Origin of the sequence: Amycolatopsis sp. NPDC051128, from assembly GCF_040682715.1 — a bacterium.
Classification (GTDB): Bacteria; Actinomycetota; Actinomycetes; order Mycobacteriales; family Pseudonocardiaceae; genus Amycolatopsis.
The window spans coordinates 33,663-49,595 of record NZ_JBFBBN010000009.1 but is presented as its reverse complement, the minus strand read 5'-3'; the positions used below and the strand labels follow the sequence as shown (position 1 = coordinate 49,595).

At 72.0% G+C, this 15,933-nt stretch carries 14 protein-coding genes; 6 read left to right on the top strand and 8 right to left on the bottom strand.

Annotation, left to right across the window (positions count from 1 at the left end):
* Window positions 1-84 precede the first annotated feature (84 nt).
* A complete protein-coding gene (gene purL / locus AB0M82_RS12515) occupies window positions 85-2,391 on the bottom strand; it encodes a phosphoribosylformylglycinamidine synthase subunit PurL (protein ID WP_364720581.1) in 2,307 nt (768 codons plus the stop codon).
* Between the two features lie 234 nt (window positions 2,392-2,625).
* On the opposite strand from purL, the gene AB0M82_RS12510 reads away from it, so the two are divergent.
* From AB0M82_RS12510 to AB0M82_RS12500, 3 genes are all read left to right on the top strand, one after another.
* Complete coding sequence (locus AB0M82_RS12510; protein WP_364720579.1) at window positions 2,626-4,260, top strand: ABC transporter ATP-binding protein; 1,635 nt, start codon at window positions 2,626-2,628, stop codon at window positions 4,258-4,260.
* Window positions 4,257-6,002, top strand: a complete 1,746-nt coding sequence (locus AB0M82_RS12505; protein ID WP_364720577.1) for an ABC transporter ATP-binding protein — start codon at window positions 4,257-4,259, stop codon at window positions 6,000-6,002. Before AB0M82_RS12510 ends, AB0M82_RS12505 begins: the two co-directional genes overlap by 4 nt.
* A 69-nt stretch (window positions 6,003-6,071) precedes the next feature.
* Entirely contained in the window at window positions 6,072-6,500 is a 429-nt protein-coding gene (locus AB0M82_RS12500; RefSeq protein ID WP_364720576.1) for a pyridoxamine 5'-phosphate oxidase family protein, read from the top strand.
* Between the two features lie 91 nt (window positions 6,501-6,591).
* On the opposite strand, the gene purQ is transcribed toward AB0M82_RS12500, so the two are convergent.
* Together purQ and purS are read right to left on the bottom strand one after the other, a co-directional pair.
* A complete protein-coding gene (gene purQ / locus AB0M82_RS12495; RefSeq protein ID WP_364720573.1) occupies window positions 6,592-7,269 on the bottom strand; it encodes a phosphoribosylformylglycinamidine synthase subunit PurQ in 678 nt (225 codons plus the stop codon).
* Window positions 7,266-7,505 carry a phosphoribosylformylglycinamidine synthase subunit PurS gene (purS, locus tag AB0M82_RS12490; protein WP_364720570.1) on the bottom strand — a complete coding sequence of 80 codons (240 nt, stop codon included), beginning with the start codon at window positions 7,503-7,505 and terminating at the stop codon, window positions 7,266-7,268. Before purS ends, purQ begins: the two co-directional genes overlap by 4 nt.
* 155 nt (window positions 7,506-7,660) lie before the next feature.
* Between purS and AB0M82_RS12485 the strand changes: the two genes are divergently transcribed.
* On the top strand, window positions 7,661-9,241 hold the full coding sequence (locus AB0M82_RS12485) for a GMC family oxidoreductase N-terminal domain-containing protein (protein ID WP_364720568.1): 1,581 nt from the start codon (window positions 7,661-7,663) through the stop codon (window positions 9,239-9,241).
* A 104-nt stretch (window positions 9,242-9,345) separates the two neighbouring features.
* Here the strand turns inward: AB0M82_RS12485 and AB0M82_RS12480 are convergent, their stop codons facing one another.
* Together AB0M82_RS12480 and AB0M82_RS12475 are read right to left on the bottom strand one after the other, a co-directional pair.
* Entirely contained in the window at window positions 9,346-10,842 is a 1,497-nt protein-coding gene (locus AB0M82_RS12480; RefSeq protein ID WP_364720566.1) for an aldehyde dehydrogenase family protein, read from the bottom strand.
* 34 nt (window positions 10,843-10,876) lie between these two features.
* On the bottom strand, window positions 10,877-12,022 hold the full coding sequence (locus AB0M82_RS12475) for an MFS transporter (RefSeq protein WP_364720563.1): 1,146 nt from the start codon (window positions 12,020-12,022) through the stop codon (window positions 10,877-10,879).
* 61 nt (window positions 12,023-12,083) lie between these two features.
* Here AB0M82_RS12475 and AB0M82_RS12470 point away from each other — a divergent pair, with 61 nt between their 5' ends.
* Entirely contained in the window at window positions 12,084-13,028 is a 945-nt protein-coding gene (locus AB0M82_RS12470) for a DUF5937 family protein (RefSeq protein ID WP_364720561.1), read from the top strand.
* Window positions 13,029-13,062: 34 nt separating this feature from the next.
* Window positions 13,063-13,698 (top strand): MBL fold metallo-hydrolase, encoded by a 636-nt coding sequence (locus AB0M82_RS12465; RefSeq protein ID WP_364720559.1) that lies wholly within the window; start codon window positions 13,063-13,065, stop codon window positions 13,696-13,698.
* Here AB0M82_RS12465 and AB0M82_RS12460 read toward each other — a convergent pair.
* The 3 genes from AB0M82_RS12460 to AB0M82_RS12450 all read right to left on the bottom strand — a co-directional run bounded on the left by AB0M82_RS12460 (window position 13,620) and on the right by AB0M82_RS12450 (window position 15,919).
* The gene (locus tag AB0M82_RS12460) at window positions 13,620-14,390 is read right to left on the bottom strand and encodes a DUF2334 domain-containing protein (protein WP_364720556.1); all 771 of its coding nucleotides are present in this window, start codon (window positions 14,388-14,390) and stop codon (window positions 13,620-13,622) included. The genes AB0M82_RS12465 and AB0M82_RS12460 overlap by 79 nt on opposite strands.
* A 139-nt stretch (window positions 14,391-14,529) precedes the next feature.
* Window positions 14,530-14,994: an NAD(P)H-dependent oxidoreductase gene (locus tag AB0M82_RS12455; RefSeq protein WP_364720553.1), complete on the bottom strand. Its 465-nt coding sequence runs from the start codon at window positions 14,992-14,994 to the stop codon at window positions 14,530-14,532.
* The gene (locus AB0M82_RS12450; protein ID WP_364720550.1) at window positions 14,915-15,919 is read right to left on the bottom strand and encodes a phosphoribosylaminoimidazolesuccinocarboxamide synthase; all 1,005 of its coding nucleotides are present in this window, start codon (window positions 15,917-15,919) and stop codon (window positions 14,915-14,917) included. Before AB0M82_RS12450 ends, AB0M82_RS12455 begins: the two co-directional genes overlap by 80 nt.
* Between the last annotated feature and the right edge of the window lie 14 nt (window positions 15,920-15,933).

Genomic DNA, 15,933 nt, shown 5'->3' with positions numbered 1-15,933 from the left:
TCCGAGCCGTATCGGAACCAAGCCGGACAAGCGTAGCGGAGGGCACCGAGTTCCCGGTGCCCTCCGGTCAGCTGTCCACAGGCCTCAGCCGAAGAGGGCCGGGAGGGTCTTCTCCCACGTTTCGCGCAGCTCGTCGAGCGTGAACTCCGTGATGCCCTGCAGTTCCAGCTTGCCCGACTCCGGGTCGACCACGCCGGTCTTGCGCCACGGGAGGCCGCGCGCCGTGCACATCTCCGTGAACCTCAGCTCCTCCGTGCGCGGGACCGCCACCAGCACGCGGCCCGCCGACTCGGAGAACAGCTGGACGAACGGGTCCTGGCCGTCGTCGAGGAACACCCGGGCGCCGCACTGTCCGATGAGGACGGTCTCGACCAGCGTCTGGATCAGGCCGCCGTCGGAAAGGTCGTGCGCCGCCGAGATCATGCCGTCGCGGGAGCCCGCCACCAGGACGTCCGCCAGCAGCTTCTCGCGCGCCAAATCGACCCTTGGCGGAACGCCGCCGAGGTGGCCGTGGAGCTCGCGGGCCCACGCCGAGCCGTCCAGCTCGTCGTGCGTCTCGCCCAGCAGCAGCAGGGTTTCCCCGGCCTCCGCGCCGATGCCTGTCGGGATGCGGCGGGTGACGTCGTCGATCACGCCGAGCACGCCGATCACCGGGGTCGGCAGGATCGCCGTGTCGCCGGTCTGGTTGAAGAAGCTCACATTGCCGCCGGTGACCGGGATGCCGAGCTCGACGCAGCCGTCGGCCAAGCCGTGCACCGCCTGCTCGAACTGCCACATCACGCCCGGGTCGGTCGGGGCGCCGAAGTTCAGGCAGTCCGACACCGCCACCGGCGTCGCGCCGCCCGTCGCGACGTTGCGGTACGCCTCCGCCAGCGCCAGCTGCGCGCCGCGGTACGGGTCGAGGTAGACGAACTTGCTGTTGCAGTCCGTCGCCACCGAGACGCCGCGGCCGGTCGACTCGTCGATCCGGATCATGCCCGAGTCCGACGGCTGCGCGAGCACGGAGTTGCCGCGCACGTAGCGGTCGTACTGGGACGTCACCCATTCCTTCGACGCCTGGTTCGGCGAGGAAATGAGACGAAGCACGTCCGCGCGCAGTTCGTCCGGAGTGGACGGACGCGGCAGCTTCGCCGACGTGTCCGCGACCAGTGCGTCCTGAGTGGACGGTCGCTCGACGGGCCGGTCGTACACCGGGCCCTGGTGCGCCACGGTGTGCGCCGGCACGTCCACGACGACCTCGTCGTGCCAGGTGATCACCAGGTGCTCGCCGTCGGTGACCTCGCCGATGTCGGTGGCGATGACGTCCCATTTGCGGCACACCGCCATGAACGCCTCGACGTTCTCCGGCGCGACGACCGCGCACATGCGCTCCTGCGACTCGCTGGAGAGCACCTCGGCGGGAGTCATCCCGGTGGCGCGCAACGGAACCCGGTCGAGGTAGATGTGCATGCCGCCGTCGCCGGCCGCGGCCAGCTCCGACGTCGCGCAGGACAGCCCGGCGCCGCCGAGGTCCTGGATGCCGACCACGAGGTCCTGCGCGAACAGCTCGAGGCAGCACTCGATGAGCACCTTCTCGGTGAACGGGTCGCCGACCTGGACGCTCGGCAGCTTCTTGCGGCCCCCCGCCGACTCGTCACCCGAAAAGGTGTCACTCGCGAGGACGGAAACGCCGCCGATGCCGTCGAGGCCGGTGCGCGCGCCGAACAGGATGATCTTGTTGCCGGTGCCGGACGCGAACGCCAGGTGCAGGTCCTCGACGCGCATCGCGCCGACGCACAGCGCGTTCACCAGCGGGTTGCCGGAGTAGGACGGGTCGAACACCAGCTCGCCGCCGATGTTCGGCAGGCCGAGGCAGTTGCCGTAGCCGCCGACACCCGCGACGACGCCGGGCAGCACACGCTTGGTGTCGGGGGCGTCGGCCGGGCCGAAGCGCAGCGCGTCGGCGACCGCCAGCGGCCGCGCGCCCATCGCCATGATGTCGCGGACGATGCCGCCGACGCCGGTGGCGGCGCCCTGGTACGGCTCCACATAGGACGGGTGGTTGTGGCTCTCCACCTTGAAGGTGACCGCCCAGCCCTCGCCGATGTCGACGACGCCCGCGTTCTCTCCGATGCCGGCCAGCATCTTGGCCTTCATCTCGTCGGTGGCGGTCTCCCCGAAGTACCGGAGGTGCTTCTTCGACGACTTGTACGAGCAGTGCTCGCTCCACATCACCGAGTACATCGCCAGCTCGGCGTCGGTGGGCCGGCGGCCGAGGATCTCCCGGATGCGGGCGTACTCGTCGTCGGCGAGCCCGAGCTCGCGATACGGCTGGGCATGGTCCGGGGTCGCCCCGGCGCGCTCGGTGGTGTCAACGGTGCTGGTCACGGTGTCCGTGTCAGGGTTCGCCACGGCCGTCAGGATACGTGCCGGGCCTGGATGCCCCGGACGGTGGGCCGCCGAAATCGGGCGCACCTCGACGGGTGGTGAGCGAGCCGGCACCGCGGGCCCGGCCGTGCGCCCCAATGTGGCGTTGGTTGCGTCCAGCGCACCCAACGCCACATTGGGGCGCATGAACCGGTGGAGGACTCAGCCGAGCCGAAAATCGGTCGCCTTCGCGGGGTGGTCGGCTTACCGTCGAGAATCGTGCTTTCCGCCACATATCCCTTTCCGCCGCTGCGGCTGCCCGCACGGCCGTCCGCGAGCCGCTTCCTGCTCGCCGTGTTCCGTGCCCGGCTGGGCACGGTCCTCGGCGCGGCCGCGATCGGTGTCGTCTGGGCGCTGCCCGGCGCGCTCGTGCCGCTGGTGATCGGTCAGGGGATCGGCGCGGTGAGCGCGCACGACGGTGCCGCCGTCTGGCGCTGGGCGCTGGCCGCGGCCGCGCTCGGGCTGGTGCAGACGCTGACCGGGACCTGGCTCCACTTCCTCAACTACGGCCTGTGGCTGCACGGCGCGGGCTCGACGCAGCGGATCGTGTCGGCGCACACCACGCGCGTCGGCGCCGGCCTGCGCGAGCAGACGACCACCGGCAACCTCGTCGCGATCAGCACGACGGACATCAACCACATCGGCAACACCGTCGAGATGACCGGCCGGGCCTTCGGCTCGCTGCTCGCGTTCGTCGCGGTGGCGGTGTGGCTGATCTCGACGTCGCCGCTGCTGGGCGTGGTCGCGCTGGTCGGCGTGCCGGTCGCGGTGCTGGGCATCGGGCCGCTGCTGGCGCCGCTGCAGAGGCGCAAGGCGAAGCAGCGGGAGAAGCGCGGCGACGTCAACGCGCTCGGCGCGGACATCGTGTCGGGCCTGCGGATCCTGCGCGGCATCGGCGGCGAGCGGCGGTTCTTCGCCCGCTTCCGGGAAACCAGCCAGCGGGTGCGGCGGGCCGGCATCGAGGTCGGGAAGGCCGAAGCGTGGCTGGCCGCGGCCGAGATCGCGCTGCCGGGCCTGGTCACCGTGGTGATCACCTGGCTCGGGGCGCGGCTGGCCGTGTCCGGGGAGATCGGCATCGGGCAGCTGGTGTCGTTCTACGGCGTTTCGGCGTTCCTCATCTGGCCGGTCACCGCCGCGACGGAGGCCGTCGGCTCGATCACGTCCGGTCTGGTCGCGGCGCGGAAGGTGGTGGCGCTGCTGGCGCTGCGCCCGGCGCTGGCGGACCCGGAACAGCCGGTGCCGCTGCCCGCCGGGCCGCTGGAGCTGGTGGACACCGAGTCCGGGGTCCGGGTCGCGGCCGGGCGGCTGACGGTCGTCGACCTCGGCGCCGACGGCGAGGCCGTGGCCGACCGGCTGGCCCGGTTCGCCGATCCGGCCGCGGGCGAAGAGGTGCTGGTCGGCGGGATCCGGACGGACCAGGTCGCGCTCGCGGAGCTGCGGCGGCGGGTCGTCTACGCGCACAACCAGGACATCTGGTTCTCCGGCGTGCTGCGCGAGCAGCTGGCGCCGGCGCGGCCGAGCGGCGTGAGCATCACCGAAGCGCTGTACGCGGCCGACGCCGACGACATCGTCGAGGCGCTGCCCAACGGCGTCGACGAGGTGATCGGCGAGCGCGGCCGCGAGGTGTCCGGCGGCCAGCGGCAGCGGCTGAACCTGGCCCGCGCGCTGGCGGCCGACGCCGACGTCCTGGTGCTGGACGAGCCGACGTCGGCGGTCGACGCGCACACGGAGGCACGCATCACCGAACGCGTCGCCGCGCTGCGGCGCGGCCGGACGACGGTGGTGTTCAGCCAGAGTCCCTTGTGGACACATGTGGCCGACGAGGTTTTCACGGCGAAGGTAGTGACGGTATGAAACGGCTCCCCACGGCGTCCCGGCGGGACGTCCGGCGCTGGGCGCTGAAGACGGCGGCGATCCACAAACGCGAGTTCGGGCTGCTGCTCGGCGCGCTGTGCGTGGCGACGCTGATCGGGCTGGCCGGGCCGCAGCTGCTCGGCACGCTGGTCGACGACGTCGCGGCCGGCACCACGATGGGGCACCTCGACGTGCTGGCGGCGGCGTTCGTCGTGATCCTCGTGCTGCAGGCGTTCGCGCGGAAGATCGCGCGGATGCGCGGCGCGGTGTTCGGCGAGCTGGTGCTGGCCGAGACCCGCGAGGAGTTCGTCGGGACGGCGCTGCAGCTGCCGCTCGGCACGGTCGAGGCGGCCGGCACCGGCGACCTGCTCAGCCGCGCCACCACCGACCTCGGCCGGATCGACCACGCGGCGCGGTTCGCGGCGCCGGAGATCCTCGTCGCGGCGGTGACGGTGGTGTTCACGGTCGTCGCGATGGTGCTGACGTCGCCGCTGCTGGCATTGGGCCTGCTGGTCGCGCTGCCGCTGCTGGTCAGCGTCAACGTCTGGTACCAGCGGCGGATCCCGTCGGTCATGCAGTGGATGCTGGACCGCTGGGCGGACCTGACCACCAGCGTCCACGAGACGGCGGAGGGCGCGCGCACGGTCGAGGCGCTCGGGCTGACCGAGCGGCGGATCGCCGCGAGCCACGACGCGCTGGACCGCAGCATCTTCGGCGAGCGCCGGATGCGGGCGCTGCAGCTGCGCTGGCTGCCGTCGCTGGAGATCAGCTACGTGCTGCCGCTGGCGGTCATGCTGCCGCTCGGGCTGCTCGCGTACACGCGCGGCTGGGCCGGGCTCGGCGAGATCACCACGGTGCTGCTGTACATGCAGGCGATGGCGGCGCCGCTCAACGAGGCGTTGTTCTGGCTGGAGGACCTCCAGGTCGCGGCGGCCGCGGCGCGCCGGATCCTCGGCGTCCGCTCGGTCTCCGTCGAGGAGTCGCCGAAGGTGACGGAGGCGCCGCGCGGGCGTGACATCGACGTGCACGGCGTCCGGTTCGCCTACACCGCCGACCGGGAGGTGCTGCACGGCATCGACCTGCGGGTGCCGCGCGGCGAGCGGCTGGCGATCGTCGGGCCGTCCGGCGCGGGCAAGTCGACGCTCGGCCGGCTGCTGGCCGGCATCGCGGTGCCGTCGTCCGGCTCGGTCCGGATCGGCGGCCAGGACGTCTCGGCGCTGGCCGACGACGTGCTGCGCGGCGAGGTCCTGCTGCTGACCCAGGAGCACCACGTGTTCTCGGGGACGCTGCGGCAGAACCTGGCGCTGCCGGCGCGGCGCGCGGGCGGCGACTGGACGGACGACGAGCTGCTGGCGGCGCTGGCGTCGGCGGGCGCGTCGGACTGGGTCGCGTCACTGCCGGACGGGCTCGACACGAAGCTCGGCTCGGGCGAGCACCCGGTGCCCGCGGCGGTGGCGCAGCAGCTGGCGCTGGCCCGCGTGGTGCTGGCCGACCCGCACACGCTGGTGCTCGACGAAGCGACGTCGCTGCTGGACACGGGTTCGGCGCGGGACCTGGAGCGGTCGCTGAACAGCGTTCTTTCCGGGCGGACGGTGATCGCGATCGCGCACCGTCTCCACACGGCCGCGGCGGCCGACCGGGTCGCGGTGGTCGAGGGCGGCCGGATCACCGAGCTCGGACCGCACGACCAGCTGCTTTCCGCGGGCGGCTCGTACGCCCGGCTGGTGGCGGCGGCGAGCTAGCAGTCCGGAATGTCCGGAGTTCCCGGTGTGTTGCTCCTCAGGTAGCCGATCTTCTACCTGGGGAGTGACATGTCGTCGTTCGTGATGACCGCCGCCGAGCGGGAAGAGTTCCTGAGCGGGGTCCACGTCGGGATCCTGGCGGTGGAGCGGGCCGGACGCGCCCCGCTGGCCGTTCCGGTCTGGTACGACTACTCGCCTGGCGGCGAGTTGCTGATCTGGATGGATCGGGACACGGTGAAGGACCGGTCGATCCGCGCGGCGGGGCGGCTGAGCCTGGTGGCCCAGGACGAGAACCCGCCGTACAAGTACGTGACGGTGGAGGGGCCCGTGGTGGCGAACGACTCGCCGCCGACGCGGGAGCAGGCACTGCGGATCGCGGGGCGGTACTGGCCGGAGGAGCAGGCGCGGGCCTACGTCGACTCGGCGCTGGGTGAGACGTCGGTGCTGGTGCGGGTCCGGCCGGAGAAGTGGCTGTCGAACGACCAGAGCAAGAGCTGACCGCACCGGGGCTGTGGACAACTCGAGTCCGCAGCCCCGGAACTGTCGGTGAGCCTCGGTAAACTGGATTTCGGGGGGCCGAGGGCCGCCCTCAGGCCTTCACGAGCGCGTCCACCGCGCTGTAGAACATGCCGAGCCCGTCATCGGACGGCCCGGTCAGCGCGTCGATCGCGTGCTCCGGGTGCGGCATCAGGCCCACGACCCGGCCGTTCTCGCTGCGGATGCCCGCGATGTCGTTGCGCGATCCGTTCGGGTTGCCGCCGACGTACCGGAACACGACGCGCCCCTCGGCCTCCAGCTCGTCCAAAGTGGACTGCTCGGCCACGTAGCAGCCGTCGATGTTCTTCATCGGGATGAGGATTTCGGCGCCGGCGTCGTACCGCGTCGTCCACGCGGTGCCGGTGTCTTCGACCCGCAGCCACTGGTCGCGGCAGATGAAGTGCAGGCCCTGGTTGCGGATCATCGCGCCCGGCAGCAGGCCGGCCTCGCACAGGATCTGGAAGCCGTTGCAGATGCCGAGCACCGGCATGCCGGCGCGCGCGGCTTCGATCACCGGCGTCATGACCGGCGCGAACCGGGCGATCACGCCCGCGCGCAGGTAGTCGCCGTAGGAAAAGCCGCCCGGGACGACCACGGCGTCGACGTCGCGCAGGTCTTCGTCGGCGTGCCACAGTGACACCGCCTCGCCGCCGGCGTAGCGGACCGCGCGGGCCGCGTCGCCGTCGTCCAATGTGCCCGGGAAGGTGATGACCCCGATCCGCGCGCTCACGCCTCGACCCGCTTGATGGTCCACTGCTCGATGACCGGGTTCGCGAGGAAGCCTTCGGCGATCTTCTCCAGCGTCGCGTCGTCGACCGTGTCGTCGACCTCGATCTCGAAGTGCTTGCCCTGGCGGATTTCGGTGATCCCGGTGAACCCCAGGCGGCCGGCGGCGCCGAGCGCGGCCTGTCCCTGCGGGTCGAGGATTTCGGGCTTCGGCATGACGTCGACGACGACTCGGGCCACGGCAGGCTGCTCCTTATTCACGCAGGTCGTGGATACCCCGCGAGCATAGTTCACCCTCTCGTCCCCCTGGCGGGGCCCACCGGGAAACCTAGACTGGCCGACGACACGGCCCTGCGCCATGATGGGTCGTTGACCTCTCGCCAACAGGAGGCGCCGTGGCCGTCCAGGAGTCCTACGACTACGTCATCGTCGGCGCCGGAAGCGCGGGCTGCGTGCTGGCGAACCGGCTGACCGAAGACCCGTCGGCCCAGGTGCTCCTGCTCGAAGCGGGCGCGGAGGACACCGCGGACGAGATCCACATCCCCGCCGCGTTCGCGTCGCTGTTCAAGACCAGGTGGGACTGGAACTACGAGACCGTCGAGCAGAAGCACACCGGCAAGCCGGCGTACTGGCCGCGAGGCAAGATGCTCGGCGGCTGCTCGTCCATCAACGCGATGATCTACATCCGCGGCAACCGCGCCGACTACGACGGCTGGCGCGATCAGCACGGTGCCGAAGGCTGGGGCTGGGACGACGTCCTCCCGTACTTCAAGCGCGCCGAGGGCAACCAGCGGCTCGGCGGGCCGCTGCACGGAACCGACGGCCCGCTCAACGTCGAGGACCGGCGGTTCACCCACGAGCTGTCGAGCGCCTGGGTCGACTCCGCCGTCGCATGGGGACTCAAGCGCACCGACGACTTCAACGGCGAGAGCCAGGAAGGCGCCGGCGTCTACCAGGTCACCTGCAAGAAGGGCCGCCGCTGGTCCACCGCCGACGCCTACCTGCGGCCGGCGCTCGACCGGCCGAACCTCACCGTGAAGACCGGTACGCCCGCGACCCGGATCGTCTTCGAGGGCACCCGCGCCGTCGGAGTGTCCTATTTGGACAAGGGCATCGAGCGCACGGCCCACGCGGCGGCCGAAGTGCTCCTCTCCGGCGGCGCGGTCAACTCTCCGCAGCTGCTGATGGTTTCCGGCGTCGGCCCGGCCGAGCACCTGCGCGAGCACGGCATCGACGTCGTCGCCGCGCTGCCCGGCGTCGGCGAGAACCTGCACGACCACCCGGCGTGCGGGATCATCTGGTCCACGCGCGGCACCACCGACCTGGTCGACGCGGCCACGCCACGCGGCCTGATCCGCTACCAGCTGACGAAGCGCGGGCCGCTGACGTCGAACATCGGCGAAGCGGGCGCGTTCTTCCCGACCACGGACGGCCTGCCTGCGCCGGACATGCAGATCCACGTCGCACCGACGCTGTTCTACGACAACGGGCTCCGCGAACCGACCGTGCCCGGCTTCACGTCGGCGGCGACGGTGGTGGACGTCGCGAGCCGCGGCCGGCTGCGGCTGAAGTCGGCGAACCCGGCGTGGAAGCCGGAAATCGACCCGGCGTACTACGCGGAGTCCCGCGACATGGAAACCATGGTCGCGGGGCTGAAGGCGCTCATCGAGATCGGTCGCGCCGGCCCGCTGAAGCGGTTCCTGGACAAGCCGTTCCTGCCTTCGCGCCACGACCTGAGCGACGCGGAGCTGGCCGAACACGTCCGGGAGAACACCCAGACGCTGTATCACCCGGTCGGGACGTGCTCGATGGGTACCGGTGAGCGGGCGGTCGTGGACCCGCAGTTGCGGGTGCGCGGGGTCGAGGGCCTGCGGGTGGTGGACGCGTCGGTGATGCCGGTGGTGCCGCGGGGCAACACGAACGCGCCGACGATCATGGTCGCGGAGAAGGCCGCGGATCTGATTCGCGGGCGCTGAGAGTTGGGCCGCGGGTTGGGCCGCGCCCCCCGGTAGCCAGTTTACCGAGGGGCACCGACAGTTCCGGGGTTGCGGACGCGAGTTGTCCACAACCCCGGTGGACCTCAGCGCTTGCCGTGGAGGATGGTCACCAGCTTGGCGACCATGGCGTCCGTCGACGGCTTGCGGCTGAACGAGGTCAGCGTCATCGGTGCGGTGAAGCGCTGGCGTGCGATCGCCTTGGTGCGGGCGAACTCGCGCAGCCCCTCCGGGCCGTGGATGCGGCCGAAGCCGGAGTCGCCGACGCCGCCGAACGGCAGCGACGCGATGCCGGCGAACGACAGCGGCGCGTTGATCGCCGTCATGCCCGTGCGCAGCTTCTCGGCCAGTTCGACGCCGCGGGCCTTCGAGAAGACCGTCGAGCCCAGGCCGTACTTCGTGCTGTTCGCCTTCTCGACGGCCTCGTCCATGTCGCGGACCTTCGCGATCGTCACCGTCGGGCCGAACGTCTCCTCGGTGACCGCCTCGGAGTCCTCCGGGACGTCGACCAGCACCGTCGGCTGGGCGTAGCGGTCGCCGACCGCGTCCTCGCCGCCGAGGACCGCCTTGCCACCGCGGGCGAGCGCGTCGTGGATGTGCCGCTTGATCACCGAAAGCTGCGACGGCATCGTCACCGGGCCGTACTGCGCGGCGTCGTCCGAGCCCGCGCGCACGTCCTTCGACTTCTCGACGACCTTCGCGACGAACTCGTCGTGGACCTTCTCGTGGACGTACACCCGCTCGACGCCGATGCAGGTCTGGCCGGAGTTGGAGAACGCGCCCCACACCGTCGCGTCGGCGGCGGCGTCGAGGTCGGCGTCCGCGTCGACGAGCACCGGGTCCTTGCCGCCCGCCTCGATGACGACCGGCGTCAGCGTCTCGGCGGCCGCGGCCATGATGCGCTTGCCGGTGGCGGTCGAGCCGGTGAAGGCGATCTTGTCGACACCGGCGCCGACCAGCGCGGCCCCCGTCTCGCCGAAGCCCGTGATCAGCTGCAGCACCGGCTGCTCCGGCACGATCTCGGCGAACGCGTCGACCAGCCACTTCCCCACACCGGGGGTGTACTCGCTGGGCTTGAACACCACGGCGTTGCCCGCGGCGAGCGCGTACGCGATCGAGCCGAGCGGCGTGAACACCGGGTAGTTCCACGGGCCGATCACGCCGACCACGCCCAGCGGCTGGTACTCGACGGTGGCCGCCTGGTTCGACATCAACAGCCCGGCGGACCGCTTCTGCTTGCCGAGGATCTTCTTCGCGTGCTTGCCCGCCCACGCGATGTGCTCGATGGCCAGGACGCTCTCGAGCTGCGCGTCGGCGATCGGCTTGCCGGTCTCGTCGCGCACCACCTGGCACAGCTGCGGCAGCCGCCGGGTCAGCACGCCTTTCCAGCTCTTCAACCGCTCCGCGCGCCCGGCGAAGCCGAGGTCGGCCCACCACCGCGCCGCGACGCGCGCCCGCGCGACGGCGGCCTGCACGTCTTCGGCACTGTGCACGGGGTGGGTTCCGACCACCTCGTCGGTCGCCGGGCTCAGCGAGTCGAAGGTCTCGCCGACCGACGTCGGTTCAGTCTGGACGGCAGTCATCGGCGTCTCCCGGGAGGTCGAGGGTCCACCCAGGTTACGACGCTACTGGCATCGTGCCAATAGCTCGCCCGGGCTTCACCACCAGCATTCCACCGGCGACCGCCGCGGCAAAGACACCCAGCAGCGGGGCGAGCCACAACGGCAGCACGCCGACCGCCAGCGAGCCGAGCCCGAAGCCGCACGCCTGCACGGTGAAGCTCAAGGAGAACCCCGCTGACCTGCGGTTCTTCGGCAGCAGGCGCTGCAGGTTGACCGACGTCGCGGCGACCAGCGGCCCGGTGCACGCGCCGATCACGGCCACCGACGCGAGCAGCCCCGGCCAGCCGAGGTCGGCCGCCAGCGCGAGCCCGCCGGCGACGAACCCGGCGAGGAACAGCCGTGGGTCGCCGGTCTTCCCGCGCCACGCGTAGAGCGCGCTGCCCGCGATGCTCGCCCCGCTCAGCACGGCGATCACGACCGGCGCGGCCGTCTCGGGCGCGCCGAGGCGCTGGACCAGCGGCAACGGCGCGACCTCGATCGTCGACAGCAGGAGCCCGACCGTGAACGCGCAGCAAAGCCACGGCAGGTAGGCGGCGAGCCGCGCGGGCGGCCCGTCTTCGGTGGATTCCACCCGATCGTGTGCACCCGCGCGACGCGGGACGAGCGCGGCGGCGGCCACGCAGGCGACGGCCATCGCGGCGAGCGGGACGAACGTGCCGGCGAGGTCGAGCAACGCGACCAGCGCCGGACCGCCGACGAGCACGCCTTCGAGGAGCATCGCGTCGACCGAGATCGCCCGCGGCAACAGCGCGTCGTCGACCGTGTCCGCGAGCAGCGTCCGGAAGCCGCCCGACAAAGCGCCGCCCGCGATGCCGGGAAGCAGGACGAGCGCGAGCAGTACGGCACTCGGCGCTTCGGCCGCGGCGGCCGCGGCCAGGACGACGAACCCGGCCGCGGTCAGGAGCAACAACGCGGGCAGGCCGCGCGAAGGGCCGACGCGGTCGAGCAGCCGCCCGACCGGCACCGCGGCGGCCATCTCGGCGACGACGTAGCCGGACATCAGCACACCGCCCAGGCGGTATGAGCCGGTCGTGGCCGTGGTGAGCAGGGTGAACGCGAGCGGCGCCATGGTCGCCGGGAGCCGGGCGAACTGGACGCCGGCCGACCAGCGCCAGTAGGCGCGATGAGTGAACAACGACATGCGGACACGCTCGCTCAGCGAGGTCTTGCGGCACACTGATTCGGGTGAGAGCGAATCTCCGATGATCGAGCTGGTCCTGACCGCGGCCGGCGCGCAGCGCGTCCGGTTCGCGATCTCGCCGCTGGAAGAGGTGCTGGGCGCCGTCCAGACGCTGGTCGGCGTCCGGCGGCATCCGGCGCACCTGCCGTGGCTCGCCGACGTTCCCGACGTGCCCGAGCTGGCCGCGGTCTTGAGTGCGCGGCACTACATCACCGAGTTCCTGAGCCCGCCGCCCGACGGCCCGGAGACGACGGCCGAGGCGCAGTTGCGCACGGTCCGGGCGACACCACCACACCAGGTCGCGCTGGAGCTGGGGATGGTCGACGCCGACCTTTCGCGGCTGCCGGACGACCCGGCGACGGCGCGGGACCTGCTCGCCGACCAGCTCGAAACGGTGTGGACCGCGTTGCTCGCGCCGCAGTGGCCCCGGCTGCGCGAGCTGCTGGCGGCGGACATCGCCTTCCGGACCCGGGTGCTCGGCTCCGGTGGCATCGCGTCGATGCTGGCCGGGCTGCACCCACGCGTCCGGCTCGCCGGGACGTCGGTGCTCGTCGACCTCCGGGCCCGCGAGCGGCTGGAGATCGACTCGCGCGGGCTGCTGCTGATCCCGGCGGTATTCGCGTGGCCGAACGTCGGCGTGGTGACGGTGCCACCGTGGCAGATCTCCCTGCTCTACCCGGCGCGGGGCGTCGCTTCGCTGTGGACGTCGGCGGCTCTTCCGCCGGAGCCGCTGACGGAGGTGCTCGGCCGGACGCGGGCGCTGCTGCTGGCGACGCTGGACCGCCCGGCCGCGACCACCGAGCTGGCGGCACGGCACGACCTGGCGGCGGCGACGGTTTCGGCGCACCTCACGGCGTTGCGCGCGGCCGGGCTGCTGGCCTCGGAGCGCCGCGGGCACCGGGTGCTGTACCGGCGGACCGAGCTGGGGGACGCGTTGCTCACCGGCAGCTCTGACCACCGGGACTAGGCTGGGATCGACCACGCGTGAAGGAGAACCATCGATGCGTATCGTCCATTTCGGACATTCCTGCGTGCTGCTGGAGACCGGCGCCGAGCGGATCCTGATCGACCCCGGCAGCTTCTCCACCGGCTTCGAAGGCGAGCGGGAACTGTCCGCCGTGCTGGTCACGCACCAGCACTTCGACCACCTCGACGTCGAACGGCTGCCCAAAGTCCTCGAAGCCAACCCGGGCGCCCAGCTGATCGTCGATCCCGGTTCGGCGCCCGAAATCGAGAAGCTGGGGCTGCCCTTCGACGTCGCCAACGTCGGTGACACGTTCGCCGTCGGGGACACCGAGATCAAGGCCGTCGGCGGGGAGCACGCCGTCATCCACGCCGACATTCCCGTCATCCCCAACATCGGCTACCTCGTCGACGGCGGCGCCTTCTTCCACCCGGGCGACTCGTTCTTCGTGCCCGAGCAGAAGGTCGACGTGCTGGGCCTGCCCACCGGGGCGCCGTGGCTCAAGGCCGGCGAAGCCGTCGACTACCTGCGGGCCGTCGCGCCGCGGATCGCCGTGCCCATCCACGAGGCCGTGCTCGCCAAGCCGGCCATGATCTACGGCCTGTTCGGCAACCTCGCGCCCGAAGGCACCGAGGTCAAGGTGCTCGAACGGGCCGAACCGACGAAGTTCTGAGCCGCCACCGCGCGTAGCGAACCATAGGTGGCGCCGTAAGCGCGGTTCTCCAGCGCGACGTCGACGGCGTCGAGCAAGGCCTGGCGGAGGCCGGGGCGGACGAGGTCGGCCGCGTCGACGGCGAGGCGGACCAGCCCGCCCCGCCGGGCCGACCGCGCGGCCGCCAGCACCAGCGCGAAGCAGCGCACCGTCTCCGTGCGGTGCGACTGGCTGGTGAACTCCTGGACGCGGGCGCGGCGCACCTCGCCGGTGCCGAGGTCCCGCACCGCGCCGAGGTCCGCGCACAGCCGGAAACCGTGCTCGGCCAGCGCCTGCAGCGTGCCCTGCGACGCGATCCACCGCGGCGGCGCGAAGCCGTCGACGTCGAGACCGGCGGTGTCCAGCAAAGCCTTCGCCGCGATCAGCCGGAGCCGGGCCTCGTGCGCCGGGAGCGTCGCGAACTCCGCCTTCTTGCCCAGGTACACCGTGCGGTGCGTGGGCGTGACGGTGTGGTCGTAGCCGTGCAGCAGCACGGAATCACCGCCGCGGGCGCGCGTGCGCACCCACTCCGTCACCGGCCCTTCGCCGGTGCGGGCGGCGTACAGCACCGAGAGCGGCACCTCGCGGCGGTCGAGCTCGGCCGCGAGGTCGGCGCAGCGGTGCAGCGTGCGCGGGGTGATTCCCGACAGCGAAACCAGCAAGCGAGCGTCCACGCCCCCATTGGGACGGACGCGTCTGACGTCGTCGTGAACTGCGCAGAACGGGCGGACGACCGTTGCCGGAAGGGCTGCATCCTCTGGGGCCGAGCCCCAGACCCCAGCCGGGGACAAGCCCCCTGGGCCCCCAAAGACGTCAGACGCCTTCGCGCAGGCGCTGCACGGCAACGGCGATGCGGCCCCGCAGGTCGGGGTCGACGACCAGGCCGTCGGCCACCGCGTCTCGCGGGACCGGGATCCGCACGCAGGCCTCGTCGACGATCCGGGCGCCCGCGTACGTCAGCACCTTGCGCAGCGAGTCGTGCGCGTCCCGGCCTCCGGTCGGAGCGGCGACCGACGAGGCGTTGATCCACGCCACCGGCTTGCCGTAGATCTCACCGCCGCCCACGGTCCAGTCCAGGAGGTTCTTGAACGAACCCGGCAGGCCGCCCGCGTACTCCGGCGTGCAGATCATGACCGCGTCGGCCTCCTTGATCGCCGCCCGCAGCGCGGCGACGGCGGGGTGCGGCGGGTCGCGGTCGTCATCGGGGTTGAAGTGCGGCAGCTCGCCGAGGCCGGTGTAGGTCGTGCTCGAGGTGAGGGTCGCGACGGTCCCCAGCACCGCCGCATTGCCCGAGCCTGCCCGCAGGCTGCCGCAGATCAGCAGGATCACGCGGCCAGTCTGCCAGGGAAAGCCCGGTGATGCGGCGGTACGCCTCGAGGTACCGGCCGCGCGTGGCGGTCACCACGTCGGGCGGCAGCGGCGGCAGCGGGGACACGCAGTCCCAGCCGGACGCCGGGCCGACCAGCCAGTCGCGCACGTGCTGCTTGTCGAACGACGGCCGCCGGCGGCCGGGCCGCTCGGCGCCCGCGAGCCAGTAGCGCGCCGAGTCCGGCGTCAGCAGCTCGTCCGCGAGCACGAGCCCGCCGCCGGCGCCGATCCCGAACTCGAACTTCGTGTCGGCCAGCAGCAGGCCCTGGTCGGCGGCCAGCGCGGCGCCCCGGCGGTAGAGCTCCAGCGACGCCTCCCTGACCTCTTCGGCGAGCGCACGGCCGAGAATCGTCGCGAACTCGTCGAAGTCGATGTTCACGTCGGGTTCCCCGGGGCGGGTCTTGGTGGACGGCGTGAAGATCGGCTCGGGCAACCGGGCCGACTCGGCCAGCCCGCCCGGCAGCTCGAGACCACACACCGAGCCGTCCCGGCGGTAGTCCGCGTACCCGCGGCCGGTGAGGTGGCCGCGGACGACGGCCTCGATCGGCAGCATGTCGAGCCGCTCGACGAGCAGGGCCCGGCCGCGGACCGCCTCCGGGATCCGGGGGCCGTCGCAGGCCACCAGGTGGTTCGGGAGGACGTCGGCCAGCTCGCGGAACCAGAACACGCTCATCGCGGTGAGCACCCGGCCCTTGTCCGGGACCGGGGTGGGGAAGACATGTTCGAACGCGGAAATGCGATCGGAGGCGACGACGAGCAGGAGGTCTTCGCCCCCGTCATAAAGGTCGCGGACCTTGCCGGTGGCGATGCTCCGGCACACGGGTAGGGTTGTCACGCACTGAACCCTAA

Excerpts from the sequence above, each read along its gene's own strand:
- AB0M82_RS12470 (WP_364720561.1), top strand. The coding sequence starts at position 12,084 with ATGATCGAGCTGGTCCTGACCGCGGCCGGCGCGCAGCGCGTCCGGTTC.
- AB0M82_RS12505 (WP_364720577.1), top strand. The coding sequence starts at position 4,257 with ATGAAACGGCTCCCCACGGCGTCCCGGCGGGACGTCCGGCGCTGGGCG.
- AB0M82_RS12465 (WP_364720559.1), top strand. The coding sequence starts at position 13,063 with ATGCGTATCGTCCATTTCGGACATTCCTGCGTGCTGCTGGAGACCGGC.
- AB0M82_RS12480 (WP_364720566.1), bottom strand. The coding sequence starts at position 10,842 with ATGACTGCCGTCCAGACTGAACCGACGTCGGTCGGCGAGACCTTCGAC.
- AB0M82_RS12475 (WP_364720563.1), bottom strand. The coding sequence starts at position 12,022 with ATGTCGTTGTTCACTCATCGCGCCTACTGGCGCTGGTCGGCCGGCGTC.
- AB0M82_RS12500 (WP_364720576.1), top strand. The coding sequence starts at position 6,072 with ATGTCGTCGTTCGTGATGACCGCCGCCGAGCGGGAAGAGTTCCTGAGC.